At 63.9% G+C, this 12,489-nt stretch carries 16 protein-coding genes, 1 tRNA gene and 1 pseudogene; 4 read left to right on the top strand and 14 right to left on the bottom strand.

Annotated features, from left to right (window positions below):
• Nucleotides 1–17 precede the first annotated feature (17 nt).
• From AC3WVS_RS23200 to AC3WVS_RS23185, 4 genes are all read right to left on the bottom strand, one after another.
• Nucleotides 18–377, bottom strand: a complete 360-nt coding sequence (locus AC3WVS_RS23200; protein ID WP_492320495.1) for a hypothetical protein — start codon at nt 375–377, stop codon at nt 18–20.
• Nucleotides 378–479: 102 nt separating this feature from the next.
• Nucleotides 480–668, bottom strand: a complete 189-nt coding sequence (locus AC3WVS_RS23195; RefSeq protein WP_492320494.1) for a hypothetical protein — start codon at nt 666–668, stop codon at nt 480–482.
• A gap of 91 nt (nt 669–759) precedes the next feature.
• Entirely contained in the window at nt 760–993 is a 234-nt protein-coding gene (locus AC3WVS_RS23190) for a hypothetical protein (RefSeq protein WP_492320493.1), read from the bottom strand.
• A gap of 40 nt (nt 994–1,033) precedes the next feature.
• A complete protein-coding gene (locus AC3WVS_RS23185) occupies nt 1,034–1,342 on the bottom strand; it encodes a DUF6566 family protein (RefSeq protein WP_234788122.1) in 309 nt (102 codons plus the stop codon).
• A 304-nt stretch (nt 1,343–1,646) separates the two neighbouring features.
• On the opposite strand from AC3WVS_RS23185, the gene AC3WVS_RS23180 reads away from it, so the two are divergent.
• The 4 genes and pseudogenes from AC3WVS_RS23180 to AC3WVS_RS23165 form a co-directional block, all read left to right on the top strand.
• Nucleotides 1,647–1,907 (top strand): hypothetical protein, encoded by a 261-nt coding sequence (locus AC3WVS_RS23180; protein WP_492320492.1) that lies wholly within the window; start codon nt 1,647–1,649, stop codon nt 1,905–1,907.
• Nucleotides 1,908–1,950: 43 nt separating this feature from the next.
• On the top strand, nt 1,951–2,457 hold the full coding sequence (locus AC3WVS_RS23175; protein ID WP_492320491.1) for a cupin domain-containing protein: 507 nt from the start codon (nt 1,951–1,953) through the stop codon (nt 2,455–2,457).
• Nucleotides 2,458–2,656: 199 nt separating this feature from the next.
• A complete protein-coding gene (locus AC3WVS_RS23170; RefSeq protein WP_492320490.1) occupies nt 2,657–2,827 on the top strand; it encodes a BrnT family toxin in 171 nt (56 codons plus the stop codon).
• Nucleotides 2,811–3,086, top strand: a pseudogene (locus AC3WVS_RS23165) (BrnA antitoxin family protein); the annotation flags it as partial. The gene AC3WVS_RS23170 and the pseudogene AC3WVS_RS23165, both read left to right, overlap by 17 nt.
• Before the next feature lie 551 nt (nt 3,087–3,637).
• Here AC3WVS_RS23165 and AC3WVS_RS23160 read toward each other — a convergent pair.
• The 10 genes from AC3WVS_RS23160 to thrS all read right to left on the bottom strand — a co-directional run bounded on the left by AC3WVS_RS23160 (nt 3,638) and on the right by thrS (nt 12,279).
• Nucleotides 3,638–3,949 (bottom strand): hypothetical protein, encoded by a 312-nt coding sequence (locus AC3WVS_RS23160; protein WP_492320489.1) that lies wholly within the window; start codon nt 3,947–3,949, stop codon nt 3,638–3,640.
• Between the two features lie 141 nt (nt 3,950–4,090).
• A tRNA-Pro gene (locus AC3WVS_RS23155) sits at nt 4,091–4,167 on the bottom strand.
• Between the two features lie 55 nt (nt 4,168–4,222).
• A complete protein-coding gene (locus tag AC3WVS_RS23150; RefSeq protein ID WP_492320488.1) occupies nt 4,223–4,648 on the bottom strand; it encodes a MerR family transcriptional regulator in 426 nt (141 codons plus the stop codon).
• Nucleotides 4,649–4,764: 116 nt separating this feature from the next.
• A complete protein-coding gene (locus AC3WVS_RS23145) occupies nt 4,765–5,175 on the bottom strand; it encodes an integration host factor subunit alpha (RefSeq protein WP_037024300.1) in 411 nt (136 codons plus the stop codon).
• A 101-nt stretch (nt 5,176–5,276) separates the two neighbouring features.
• Complete coding sequence (gene pheT / locus AC3WVS_RS23140; RefSeq protein ID WP_492320487.1) at nt 5,277–7,724, bottom strand: phenylalanine--tRNA ligase subunit beta; 2,448 nt, start codon at nt 7,722–7,724, stop codon at nt 5,277–5,279.
• 57 nt (nt 7,725–7,781) lie between these two features.
• Nucleotides 7,782–8,813, bottom strand: coding sequence for a phenylalanine--tRNA ligase subunit alpha (pheS, locus tag AC3WVS_RS23135; RefSeq protein WP_010813101.1), 1,032 nt, complete (start codon nt 8,811–8,813; stop codon nt 7,782–7,784).
• 238 nt (nt 8,814–9,051) lie between these two features.
• Nucleotides 9,052–9,408 (bottom strand): 50S ribosomal protein L20, encoded by a 357-nt coding sequence (gene rplT / locus AC3WVS_RS23130; RefSeq protein WP_008650487.1) that lies wholly within the window; start codon nt 9,406–9,408, stop codon nt 9,052–9,054.
• A gap of 28 nt (nt 9,409–9,436) precedes the next feature.
• Nucleotides 9,437–9,634, bottom strand: coding sequence for a 50S ribosomal protein L35 (gene rpmI, locus AC3WVS_RS23125; RefSeq protein WP_006575466.1), 198 nt, complete (start codon nt 9,632–9,634; stop codon nt 9,437–9,439).
• A 167-nt stretch (nt 9,635–9,801) separates the two neighbouring features.
• Nucleotides 9,802–10,323 (bottom strand): translation initiation factor IF-3, encoded by a 522-nt coding sequence (infC, locus tag AC3WVS_RS23120; protein ID WP_078195944.1) that lies wholly within the window; start codon nt 10,321–10,323, stop codon nt 9,802–9,804.
• Nucleotides 10,324–10,371: 48 nt separating this feature from the next.
• Entirely contained in the window at nt 10,372–12,279 is a 1,908-nt protein-coding gene (thrS, locus tag AC3WVS_RS23115) for a threonine--tRNA ligase (RefSeq protein WP_454749836.1), read from the bottom strand.
• Nucleotides 12,280–12,489 lie beyond the last annotated feature (210 nt).

Here is a 12,489-nt window from a genome sequence, read left to right as displayed (position 1 = left end):
CGCTGGCCAGCCCGCGCTTATTCGTCTGCTTCCGCGTCCGTGTCGAGGTCCGCATCGTCACCGATGCCGGCGCCGGCGCCACGCGGGCGCAGTTCCAGCCCGAGCAGGACCAGCAGGTCGAAGGCATCGGAAAGCAGGTGTTTCTGCCTGGGCAGCAGGCTGGCGTACGGCATGTCGTAGATCGACTGGTGCGCGGCACGCTCGCCCTTGAGGCCGCGGTCACGCGCGATATCCGACAGCAGCGCGGCAAACCCTGAGAGGTCCTGCGCTGCCAGTGCTGAATTCAATACCTTGGCGATCACTTCCGGCGAAGCGTTCGCCCAGCCCATGCGTTCAGCATTGGAGGCAGAGTCTTGAGGAAGGTCGGCAAAGTCCATGATTGTGTATAACGGTCCCGCCTGAGCAAGCTTAAGGCGGCAACCATGTGGATTTGACCCCACATGCGTGGGGTGACATGGCTTGCCGTCCGCCGATCCGGGCTAGCGCGGTACCGGCTTCGCCGCCACCTGGCGGTAGACCGTGCTGCCGTCGCGCGCGATGCGTGCCTGGACGTGATTGCGTGCGCCGCACTGCGGGCAACGGAACACGGGACCCTGCCCTTCATTGCGGATCTGCACCTCATTCGGCTCCCAGCGCGCACCGCAAGCCTGGTTCCCACAAACAAACATGAAATCTCCTTGAAACAGACGCCCGAGAGCCTGAGCCGGGCGCGATACGGGGCATGGCCGCACTGCCCGGTGGCGGCGCGGCCATGCCTGCTCAGCCGTGATTATCAGGCCAGTCGACCGGGCGCGCGCCCATTCGCCACATATTCGGCGGCTCACCCAATGCCGTGCTCTGGTACATCCAGGCGCCGCAGCCGGTGCAGCGCCAGCGGCTGTCGACCTTGCACCGGTTGCTCATGGCCGCAATGCCCGAGGCAGCCAGGTGCTCGTGTGGCGGCACGCTGGACGGTTCGCCCACCAGCTGATGACACAGGTCACAGGCGTGCATCGGCATCTCCTGTCATGGCGATGATTGCGCGCCGGCGCCCTCAGCCATTGTGCTGCACCCATTGCCGCGCCCACGAAATCGCCGCGGCGCGCGCATCTTCGGGCGTGGCGTGCGTGGCCGGCGGCGCGCCGCCCTCCAGCACCACGGCGCCCGACTCCCAGATATCGCACAGGGCCTTGAATCGCCCCATGCCCAGCGCGTGGCAATACACGTGGATCACGAAGCCGCCGTACTCCACCACGTCAGTGGCAGTATCGGTCAGCGCCTGATCCGCGGTGGGATCGGACGGCACCAGCGGCACATCGGGCTGGCGCAGCACCCGCCGCTCCGCGGCCGTGCGCACCAGCATGGCGCAGGCACCGCCCACCGCCGCGCCCAGCACCACGCCCAAACCAAACCAGCAAGCCCTGCTCCCGCACCTCGCCATGGCATCCCCCGCAGCGACCCTGCCGGTCCTGGCACGACCATGCTGTGCGACCGGCATCGCTTTCAGGTTATACCAATACAGGCCGACACCGCTTGCCACCAACTTCCACGCGGCAATGGCACAGCGCCGCAGGGTGTGGCGGCGCACGAAAATGAGAATCGTCGGGGATGACCGAAGCGCTGGCCAGAGCTATACTGTACATCCATACAGTATTCGGATACTGCCCATGCCCTTGTACCAGTCCGATTCCATCCTGCTCGAGGCCTACTACTTCGGCGACGACAGCGAATCCCTGCGCCTGCCTTGCGGCAGTGTCTGCGTGGACGCCGGCGCCATCCTCGTCGACGGCATCGAGCCACTCCAGTTGCAGGCCCTGCGCTGGACGCCGGATTTCCTGTCCTTCGACGCCCAGGGCACCCGTCACCGCTACCCGGTCAGCCGCCCCACCCTCGTCGGCCCCGGCCAGGCACGCTTCGCACTGCTTTAAGCTACGGCTTCCGCATCGCCGATGCGCCACGCCGCTTGCCCACATGCCAGACCTCAGCCCGACCGCCAGCCAACTGATCCGCTCGCTCGACCTGCAGCCGCATCCGGAAGGCGGCTACTACCGCGAAACCTATCGCGGCGAAGAGCAGGTCGTCTGCCAGGACGGCCGCACACGCGCAGCCTGCACCGCGATCCACTACATGCTGTGCGGCAACGACTATTCCGCGTGGCATCGCATCCGGTCCGACGAACTCTGGCACTACCACGCAGGCTCCCCCGTGGACGTGCACCGGATCGTGGACGGCACCATCGTCACGCAGCGCCTGGGCGACCCGCTGCGGCATCCCGGCGCGGCCTTCCAGGCAATGGTGCCCGCCGGCCAATGGTTTGCCGCCGAACGCGTGGATATGGCCGATGGCATGGACTTCGCCCTGGTCGGCTGCACCGTGGCACCAGCCTTCCAGTTCAGCGAATTCGAACTGGCCGACGCAACGGCGCTTGCCGGCCTGGCATGCGGACATGACGCGCTGTTGCGCAGGCTGGCGCGCTAGCCTCCACCCAAAAAACAGCCCGCGGCGGCGGGGTGCGGGCGGGCTGGTGAGTACAGCGGGACCAGTCTAAGCCAGGGTACCGGCGCGCCATGACGGGAGAACCCGGGTATCTCGCCGCCTTTTCTGGCAACGGTCGAGCAGCGCGTATAGCCCAACAGGCACTCAGGATGCGGATTCATATCCTGCAGCACAGATAATCTTGGGTCCACCCATTATTTGCAGCTACAATTATTCTGTATGGACATCACTCGGCGTCATTGATGAGCGCCTCTATTGCGTGGTGTTCACCCAGCGCGGGAATGCAATGCATATCATCAGCCTGCGCAAGGCCAACAAACGCGAGGCAAGGAACTATGTCGACCAAGCCTAAGATCGTCGTGCCGACCGACGAAGAGGACGCGGCCATCAACCGCGGCATCGCTGCGGATCCGGACACGTACGAGGTCTCGGCGAAAGAGATGCAGGCCATGAAGCCGCTCGGCAAGCGCGGCCGCGGTCGACCCAGGCTCGCCAGCACCAAGGAACTGGTGAGCATTCGCTATGACGCGGACATACTGGATGCATTCCGCGCCAGCGGGGAAGGTTGGCAGACGCTGATGAACGCAACGCTGAACGTTGCGCTTCAACAGGCCATGGACATTACCTACGTTGGGGGCCCACTGCATGGAACCACGGTCCGTGACAACCCCAACACCTTGTCATCCGTTCTCACCTATCGCCCGGTAACAGCCTTCGCGAACGACCCTGCGCATCAGGCAACGTATCGTCGGGTAACCCTCGAACGTGCCATTGGAAACAACGTCGAACGCCGCGAGTTCTTTGTGAGTGACAGTCTCACCGACAGCGAAGCCGATTCCCTGGTCCAGCGAGAAGACCTTTGGCCTATGTCAGAGCCACACCATGCCTGAGTATTGGATGCGGTCCAATAGGGCAGCTTGGCGGGCTACCCGGAGTCAGCCAGCACCGGCCGCGTCCAACCAAGCTCGCTGATGCAATCGGCGACCTGCCCTTCCCGGGCGTCCGAGTGCTTGCGTGCGTTGCGCATATATGGCGCAAGCTCCACAGGAAAAGTAAGAACGACAGCAGCGATCGCTATCGTTGCAACAGGTTAGGTAGAAAGCGGGCCTGCTTTTCGCAGTAACAGCCAGCGCCGCGCATGGCGGGCCGAAAGGTCATGCACTTATCCACGCTTGCATTCGACCTTCTCTTCGTATTCACCGTCGTCCTTCCATTCGCGCTCGATCAGGCAAGGGCCGTCGCGGTACTTCTGCTTCCGCTCATAGCCACGCGGGCCGCCCTTGCATTTGCGCTCTTCCTTGTATTCGCCATCGCGCTTCTGTTCGCGTTCGATTTCACAAGGGCCGCTACGGAATTTCTCTTGGTACTCACCGCCACGATATGCGCTCGGGTAGCCGCGGTCATCGGCGCGTGCGGCAGCCGCGGCCGTCAGCCAGAGGAGCGCAAGGGTAGCCACACAGAGCTTTCGGAACATAAGTGGGGAATCGGTCGGGAGGATGGCAGAGCATAGCAACGGGCATCGGCGACGGCTGTATCAAAGCGTTACCGCACTGGCCGGCCATTTCCACGCAGAAAATAAAAAACCCGCCTGGCTATTCACCAAGCGGGTTCTGTCTGGTCGGGGCGAGAGGATTTGAACCTCCGACCACCTGCACCCCATGCAGGTACGCTACCAGGCTGCGCTACGCCCCGAAGCAAAAGATTATAACAGAAGCATTTCCCGTATGACTAGCTCCCGACGTCGAAATTATCCGTGCTTCGCGATCTCCCGCAGTTGCGCGAGCAGGTGCTGCACTTCGACCAGTTCATTGCGCAGGCCGCCGATGTCGACCGACAATGCCGCCGCATTTTCTTCGCCAGCCTCTGCGGCCTCAGGCGCTGCCGCTGCCCCACTGTGATGACGGCCTTCATCGAGGCGATTGCGCGCGCCGTTGATGGTGAAGCCCTGTTCGTAGAGCAGTTCGCGGATGCGGCGGATCAGCAGGACTTCATGGTGCTGGTAGTAGCGGCGGTTGCCGCGGCGCTTGACGGGCTTGAGTTGCGTGAACTCCTGTTCCCAATAGCGCAGGACGTGCGGCTTGACGGCGCAAAGCTCGCTCACCTCACCGATGGTGAAGTAGCGCTTGGCCGGAATCGGCGGCAACGCGATGCGATCGCTGGATTTGTCCGACATGTGGTGTGTAGACGAGCGTCAGGCCATGCCGGCCATGCGGTTGGCGCACACCAGGTGCGCGCCCAGAAGCATACCGATGCCGGCTTCGGGAAGCAATCCGCCGTTCGGGTGACGCGTCAGCCGACGATGCCCGCGCGTTCTTCCACCAGGCCCTTGAGTTTCTGGCTGGCGTGGAACGTGACCACGCGGCGAGCGGTGATTGGAATGACTTCGCCGGTCTTGGGATTGCGGCCGGGCCGCTGCGGCTTGTCGCGCAACTGGAAATTGCCGAAGCCGGACAGCTTGACGCTGTCGCCCTGCTCCAGCGCTTCGCGGATGACGTCGAAGAAGGCCTCGACCATATCCTTCGATTCGCGCTTGTTCAGGCCCACCTGGTCGAACAGCATCTCGGCGAGTTCGGCCTTGGTCAGCGTGGGAACTTCGGTCGCGCGCGCATCCGGCATCGCGTCGTCAAGGGAGGAAGCCTGCCGGTCGCTCATCTCACCCAGTGCTGCAGCGGTCATGGAATTCGCGTCTCGATCATTCATGTCGATCGCTCAAGTGTGTGTCTGGCGATCCGCCCGGGGCAAGCCCGGGCGCCCTTGTTTATCGTGTGTCCGTCGCGTACTTGTTGCGTACTGGCGATGGCTCAGCCGCGCAGCCGGGCCTGGAAGGCCTCTGTCAGCGCGTCGACCATGCAGCGCACTGCGCTGTCGACGGTTTCGTCCTGGAGGGTCGACCCAGTATCTTGCAAGGTCACCCGGAACGCAAGGCTTTTCTCGTCCGCGCCAATGGCAGCGGAAGCGCCCTTGGGACGGAACTCGTCGAACAGCACCAGGCTCTGGCAGTAGCGGCCGTAGCCCTGCTTTTCCAGTGCCGCGCGCATGGCGTCGAGCAGGTCCTGCACGCGCACCGATTGCTTCACGACCATGGCCAGGTCGCGCACGGCGGCCGGGAACTTGGAGATCTCGGTGTACACCGGCAGGCCGGTGTCGCGCAGCGCGTCAAGCGCCAGCTCGAACACGACCGGGGCGTGCGTCAGCTCGTATTCCTGCAGCCAGCGCGGATGCAGCTCGCCGACCACGCCCACCGCCTTGCCGTCGAGCAGCACGCGCGCGGCGCGGCCCGGGTGCAGCGCCGGGTGCGACACCGGCTCGAAGCGCGGCACGCGCGGATGGAACAGTGCCTCGACATCGCCCTTGATGTCGAAGAAGTCGACGTTGCGCGCGGGGATGCCCCACTGCTCTTCGAACGCCGGGCCATAGGCAATGCCCGCGGCCATCATCGGCTGATCGTAGCCGGCCACCGTCAGGCCGCCATCCTTCACGCTGGCGTCGCGATGGAACACGCGGCCCACCTCGAACAGGCGCACGCGCGCAGCCTTGCGGTTCAGGTTGTAGCGCACCTTGTCGACCAGGCCGCCGATCAGCGTCGAGCGCATCACCGCCAGCTGGCTGGCGATCGGGTTCAGCAGGCGGATCGGGTTGTCGTTGGCGGCGAAGTCGCGCTCCCACTTCTCTTCGACGAAGGCGAAGTTGATGACTTCCTGGTAGTCGCGCGCGGCCACGGCATGGCGCACCACGTGGCTGGAGCGGCGGGCCTCGTTGGTCGGGCGCATCTCGCTTTCGGCGATCGGCGGACGGGCCGGGATGCGCTCGAAACCATAGATGCGGGCCACTTCCTCGATCAGGTCTTCCTCGATCTCGATATCGAAGCGGTAGCTCGGCGGCGTGACTTCAAACACCTCGCCCTCGGCGCCCTGGGTGCGCGTGAACGGCAGCTGCAGGCGCTGGAATACATCGGCGATGGCCGCAGGCGACAGCTCGATGCCCAGCACGCGCTCGGCGCGCGCCACGCGCAGGCTGACCGGCTTGCGCTGCGGCAGGTTGACCACGTGGTCGTCCACCGGGCCGGCCTGTCCGCCGCAGATCTCGAGGATCAGCGCGGTGATGCGCTCGATATGCTCGACCGTGGTAGCGTAGTCCACACCGCGCTCGAAGCGGTGTCCGGCATCGGTCGAGAAGTTATAGCGGCGGCCACGGCCCTGGATCGCAGCGGGCCACCAGAATGCGGCCTCGAGATAGATGTCCGTGGTGTCCAGCGTCACGGCGGTGCTGTCGCCGCCCATGATGCCGGCCAGGCTTTCGATCTCCTTGTCATCGGCGATCACGCCGACCTGCTCGTCGACCTCGATGGTATTGCCGTTGAGCAGCTTGATCTTCTCGCCCTTGCGGCCCCAGCGCACGTCCAGGCCGCCGTGGATCTTGCTCAGGTCGAACACGTGCGACGGACGGCCCAGTTCCAGCATCACGTAGTTCGAGATATCGACCAGCGCGGAAACACTGCGCTGGCCCGAGCGCTCCAGGCGCTGCACCATCCATGCCGGCGTGGCCGCGCGCGCATTCACGCCGCGGATCACGCGGCCGGAGAAGCGGCCGCACAGGTCCGGCGCCGACACCTTGACCGGCAGCTTGTCCTGGATCGTCACCGCCACCGGCGTCATCTCCGGCAGGTTCAGCGCAGCGCCGGTCAGCGCCGACACTTCGCGCGCCACGCCGTGGATCGACAGGCAGTCAGCCTTGTTCGGCGTCAGCTTGATGACAAAGACCTGGTCGTCCAGGTCGAGGTACTGGCGGATGTCCTGGCCGACCGGCGCGTCTTCCGGCAGCACCATCAGGCCACCGTGGTCCTCCGACAGCTTGAGTTCGCGCGCCGAGCACAGCATGCCGTAGCTGTCCACGCCGCGCAGCTTGCCGATCTTGATCTCGAACGGCTTGCCGCCATCCTCGGACGGCGGCAACACGGCGCCGACCAGTGCGCACGGCACCAGGATGCCGGGCTTGACGTTGGGCGCGCCGCAGACGATCTGCAGGGTCTCGCCGGTGCCGGCATCGACCTGGCACACGTTGAGGCGGTCGGCGTTGGGATGGCGCTCGGTCGACAGCACGCGCGCGACCACCACCTTGTCGAACGGCGGCGCGACCGAGCCGACCTCTTCCACTTCCAGGCCGGCCATGGTCAGCGTGTGCGACAGCGCGTCGGTGGAGATCTTTTCAGGGTTGGCGAAGGTGCGAAGCCAGGATTCCGAGAATTGCATGGCGCTTCTGATCCGGTAAGTATTCTGTGTGGTCGTTGACGAGGGGACGGCGGCGCGTCAGGCGAACTGGCGCAGGAAGCGCACGTCACCCTCGAAGAACAGGCGCAGGTCGTTGATGCCATAGCGCAGCATGGTCAGGCGCTCCAGGCCGGAGCCGAACGCGAAACCGATATAGCGCTCGGGATCGAGGCCCATGTTGCGCAGCACGTTCGGATGCACCTGGCCCGAACCGGAGATCTCCAGCCACTTGCCGTTGCCGAAGGCCATGTCGATCTCTGCCGACGGCTCGGTGAACGGGAAGTACGACGGGCGGAAGCGCACCTGGATGTCATCGCGCTCGAAGAACTTGCGCAGGAAGTCGGTGTACACCCCCTTCAGGTCGGCAAAGCTGACGTCCTCGCCGATCCACAGGCCTTCGACCTGGTTGAACATCGGCGAGTGCGTGGCGTCGCTGTCGACACGGTAGGTGCGGCCCGGGCAGATCACCTTGATCGGCGGCATCGCCTTGCCGGCGTACTTCTCGACATGCATCTTGGCGTAGCGGACCTGCATCGGGCTGGTATGCGTGCGCAGCAGCAACAGCTTGTCTTCGCTGTCGCGGCCATCCACGTAGAACGTGTCCTGCATCGAACGCGCCGGATGGTTGTCCGGATTGTTCAGCGCGGTGAAGTTCATCCAGTCGGTCTCGATCTCGGGGCCGTCGGCCACATCGAAACCGATCGAGCCGAAGATCTGCTCGACGCGCTCCCACGTGCGCATCACCGGGTGCAGGCTGCCGCGGCTGACCGCACGGCCAGGCAGCGTGACGTCGATGGCCTCGGCGGCCAGGCGCGCGTTCATCAGCGCATCGGCCAGCGCCTGGCGGCGTGCCTGCAGGGCAGCTTCAACCTGCTGCTTGATCTGGTTGATGCGGGCGCCTTCCGTCTTGCGGGTTTCCGGGTCGAGCTTGCCGAGGCCCTTGAGCAGTTCGGTCAGCGCGCCGGTCTTGCCCAGGAAGCGGGCCTTTTCGTTTTCCAGCGTGGCGTTGTCGTTGGCAGCGGCGAAGGCGGCCTGGGCATCGGCGACAATTTGATCCAGATCCTGAGACATGGCGGCGGTCGTGGGATTTTTGGCGTCGGGCCGGTACGCACCGGTCCGACGTGGGTTGGCACTACGTGCGGTGTTCGTTTCGAATGCGGTCTCGGCAACCGGATAGCGGCAACTGAAACGGCATTCGAAATAAAAACGGGGCTCGGTGAGGAGCCCCGTTTCAGCGGACCTTGCGGTCGGCGGTCGACCTTGCGGTCGGTGCTTGCCCGGCAGCGCTTACGCGCTGCCGCAGCCGGCATCAGGCAACGGTGGCTTTCACCTGGTTGACGATGGCGGCAAAGGCAGGCTTGTCGTGAATAGCCATGTCCGACAGCACCTTGCGGTCCAGTTCAATCGAGGCCTTCTTCAGACCGTTCATGAACACGCTGTAGGTCATGCCATGCTCACGCGTCGCGGCATTGATACGCGCAATCCACAGAGCGCGGAACACGCGCTTCTTGTTGCGGCGATCGCGGTACGCGTACTGGCCAGCACGCATGACCGCCTGCTTGGCGATGCGGTAGACATTATTGCGACGGCCGCGGTAACCCTTGGCAGCATCGATGACTTTCTTGTGACGGGCCCGTGCAGTGACCCCACGCTTTACTCGAGGCATGTAATTCTCCTTTCGTTTTCGTCAGGGGTTATGCGTAAGGCATCATCGCGCGCACCGACTTCAGGTTCGTCTCATGGACGTCCTGAGTACCGCGCAGTTGACGCTTGTTCTTGGTGGTCTTCTTGGTCAGGATGTGACGCTTGAAGGCCTGGCCACGCTTGAACGAACCGTTCGGACGGGCAGTAAAGCGCTTGGAGGCGCTTTTCTTCGTCTTCATCTTCGGCATGAAAAACTCCAGCTCATATGACATGCATGCAGGTGGACGGCTCACGCCGACGCTTGCAAGACCCGCATCCACTTGTTGTTGCACAGCGGCCCTTGCGGACCACGCGCGACTTCCGCGCGAAGCAACGCCGGGATGCCTGGCATCCCGGCCGCTGCACCGCGCAGGAATTACTTCTTCTTCTTGGGGGCGAGCACCATCACCATCTGGCGCCCTTCCATCTTCGGCATCTGCTCGACCTGGCCGATTTCTTCCAGGTCCGCCTTCAGGCGTTCGAGCATGCGCGCGCCGATTTCCTGGTGCGCCATCTCGCGACCACGGAACCGCAGCGTGATCTTGGTCTTGTCGCCGTCTTCCAGGAAGCGCTTCAGGTTGCGCAGCTTGACGTTGTAGTCGCCATCATCCGTACCCGGCCGGAACTTGACTTCCTTGACCTGGATGATTTTCTGCTTCAGCTTCGCCTCGTGGGCGCGCTTGGCTTCCTCGTACTTGAACTTCCCGTAATCCATGATCCGGGCGACGGGCGGAACCGCGTTCGGCGCGATCTCGACCAGGTCCAAGTCCTTATCTTCAGCCAGCCGGAGCGCGTCCATGAACTTGACGATGCCGAGCTGTTCGTTATCAACCCCTACCAGGCGCAGCTCAGGCGCGCTGATTTCCCGGTTGATGCGATGACCTTTGTCCGTAGCGATGTTGCGTTACCTCAAGAAGACAAAAAAACAAGCCGTGCTCACCACCCATCAGGCTTTGCTGGCGACGTCGTTTTGCAGACGCTCAACAAACGCGGAGACGGGCATCACACCCAGATCCACGTTGCCACGGGCACGCACGGCCACTTGACTGGCATCCCGCTCCTTGTCGCCCACTACCAGCAGGTAGGGAACCTTTTGAAGCGAATGCTCGCGGATTTTATACGTAATTTTCTCATTACGCAAATCAGCCTTGGCCCTAAACCCTTGTTTTTGCAGCAATTGCACGACGCTTTCGGCGTATTCCGCCTGCGAATCCGCAATATTCATGACCACCACCTGCTCCGGGGCCAGCCAGGCCGGCAGCGCACCGGCGTGGTTTTCCAGCAGGATGCCCAGGAAACGCTCGAACGAACCCAGGATGGCCCGGTGCAGCATCACCGGGCGCTTGCGCGAGTTGTCCTCGGAGACGTATTCGGCATCCAGGCGCTCCGGCAGCACCAGGTCAAGCTGCAGCGTGCCGCACTGCCACGAGCGGCCGATCGCATCCTTGATGTGGTACTCGACCTTGGGGCCGTAGAACGCGCCCTCGCCCGGCAGCTCTTCCCAATCCACGCCGCAGGCGCGCAGCGCCAGGCGCAGGCCCTCTTCGGCGTGATCCCAGATCTCGTCCGAGCCGGCACGCTGGTCCGGGCGCAGCGACAGCTTGACCTTCACATCCTTGAAGCCGAAGTCGTCGTAGACCGAGAACGCCAGTTCGTTGAAGGCCTTGGCCTCCGCCACGATCTGCTCTTCCGTGCAGAAGATGTGCGCATCATCCTGCACAAAGCCGCGCACGCGCATCAGCCCGTGCAGCGCGCCCGACGGCTCGTTGCGATGGCAGGCGCCGAATTCGGCCAGGCGCAGCGGCAGGTCGCGGTACGAACGCAGGCCGTGGTTGAAGATCTGCACATGGCCCGGGCAGTTCATCGGCTTGATCGCGTAATCGCGCTTCTCCGACTCCGTGACGAACATGTTCTCCTTGTAGTTCTGCCAGTGGCCGGACTTTTCCCAAAGCGAACGATCCATCACCTGCGGCGTGCGGACCTCATCGTAGCCGGCGTCCGTCAGGCGGCCGCGCATGTACTGCTCGACGGCCTGCCACACCTGCCAGCCCTTCGGGTGCCAGAACACCATGCCGGGCGCCTCTTCCTGCAGGTGGAACAGGTCGAGCGTCTTGCCCAGCTTGCGGTGGTCGCGCTTCTCGGCCTCTTCCAGCATGTGCAGGTAGGCTTCCTGGTCTTCCTTCCTGGCCCAGGCCGTGCCGTAGATGCGCTGGAGCATCTCGTTGTTGGCGTCGCCGCGCCAGTAGGCGCCGGCCACCTTCATCAGCTTGAAGACCTTCAGCTTGCCCGTGGACGGCACGTGCGGGCCACGGCACAGGTCGACGAAGCTGCCTTCGCGGTACAGGCCGATTTCCTGGTCGGCGGGGATCGAGGCGATGATCTCGGCCTTGTACTTTTCGCCCATCGACTCGAACAGCGCCACCGCTTCGTCGCGGTTCCATACTTCGCGCACGACCTTCTCGTCCTTGCGGGCGAGTTCCGTCATCTTCTTCTCGATGGCGGCCAGGTCTTCGGGCGTGAAGGGACGCTTGTAGGCAAAGTCGTAGTAAAAGCCGTTTTCGATCACCGGGCCGATCGTCACCTGCGCTTCCGGATAGAGCTCCTTGACGGCATAGGCCAGCAAGTGCGCCGTGGAGTGGCGAATCACATCGACGCCATCGGCGTCCTTGTCCGTGACGATGGCCAGCCCCGCATCGCGATCAATCTTGTAACTCGTGTCGACCAGCTGGCCGTCCACCTTGCCGGCCAGCGCGGCCTTGGCCAGGCCGGCGCCAATGCTCTGCGCGACTTCGGCAACCGTCACCGGGCCGGGAAACTCGCGGCGGGACCCATCCGGCAGCGTGATTGCGATCATTTCGACTCTCCAGGATTCCGCCGGCGGCGTCTTGCGCTTCGCCCGAGCGGATCAAACTGCATCTTGTGGCACCGGCCCTGAATGTCTGCGGGACCGGCGATTTATTCTTTGCTGCCCTGCCCTGCGGCACCGGAAACGCGGCAGCTTATCAGGGCGCTGGCAGGCGACAGACGAAAAAAAACGCGGCCAAGGCCGCGTTTCTCTTTGTCA

It is taken from the genome of Cupriavidus sp. CPT47-8839-RL05A (assembly GCF_058792255.1).
This window is presented reverse-complemented; position numbering and strand designations above follow the sequence as displayed.

What these genes read in the sequence shown, in the direction of transcription:
- AC3WVS_RS23180 (WP_492320492.1), top strand. Translation starts at nt 1,647, where the DNA reads ATGCCCTTGTACCAGTCCGATTCCATCCTGCTCGAGGCCTACTACTTC.
- AC3WVS_RS23185 (WP_234788122.1), bottom strand. Translation starts at nt 1,342, where the DNA reads ATGCTGGTGCGCACGGCCGCGGAGCGGCGGGTGCTGCGCCAGCCCGAT.
- AC3WVS_RS23175 (WP_492320491.1), top strand. Translation starts at nt 1,951, where the DNA reads ATGCCAGACCTCAGCCCGACCGCCAGCCAACTGATCCGCTCGCTCGAC.
- pheS (WP_010813101.1), bottom strand. Translation starts at nt 8,813, where the DNA reads ATGTCTCAGGATCTGGATCAAATTGTCGCCGATGCCCAGGCCGCCTTC.
- AC3WVS_RS23150 (WP_492320488.1), bottom strand. Translation starts at nt 4,648, where the DNA reads ATGTCGGACAAATCCAGCGATCGCATCGCGTTGCCGCCGATTCCGGCC.
- thrS (WP_454749836.1), bottom strand. Translation starts at nt 12,279, where the DNA reads ATGATCGCAATCACGCTGCCGGATGGGTCCCGCCGCGAGTTTCCCGGC.
- rpmI (WP_006575466.1), bottom strand. Translation starts at nt 9,634, where the DNA reads ATGCCGAAGATGAAGACGAAGAAAAGCGCCTCCAAGCGCTTTACTGCC.
- AC3WVS_RS23160 (WP_492320489.1), bottom strand. Translation starts at nt 3,949, where the DNA reads ATGTTCCGAAAGCTCTGTGTGGCTACCCTTGCGCTCCTCTGGCTGACG.
- rplT (WP_008650487.1), bottom strand. Translation starts at nt 9,408, where the DNA reads ATGCCTCGAGTAAAGCGTGGGGTCACTGCACGGGCCCGTCACAAGAAA.
- pheT (WP_492320487.1), bottom strand. Translation starts at nt 7,724, where the DNA reads ATGCAATTCTCGGAATCCTGGCTTCGCACCTTCGCCAACCCTGAAAAG.
- AC3WVS_RS23145 (WP_037024300.1), bottom strand. Translation starts at nt 5,175, where the DNA reads ATGAATGATCGAGACGCGAATTCCATGACCGCTGCAGCACTGGGTGAG.
- AC3WVS_RS23200 (WP_492320495.1), bottom strand. Translation starts at nt 377, where the DNA reads ATGGACTTTGCCGACCTTCCTCAAGACTCTGCCTCCAATGCTGAACGC.
- AC3WVS_RS23190 (WP_492320493.1), bottom strand. Translation starts at nt 993, where the DNA reads ATGCACGCCTGTGACCTGTGTCATCAGCTGGTGGGCGAACCGTCCAGC.
- AC3WVS_RS23195 (WP_492320494.1), bottom strand. Translation starts at nt 668, where the DNA reads ATGTTTGTTTGTGGGAACCAGGCTTGCGGTGCGCGCTGGGAGCCGAAT.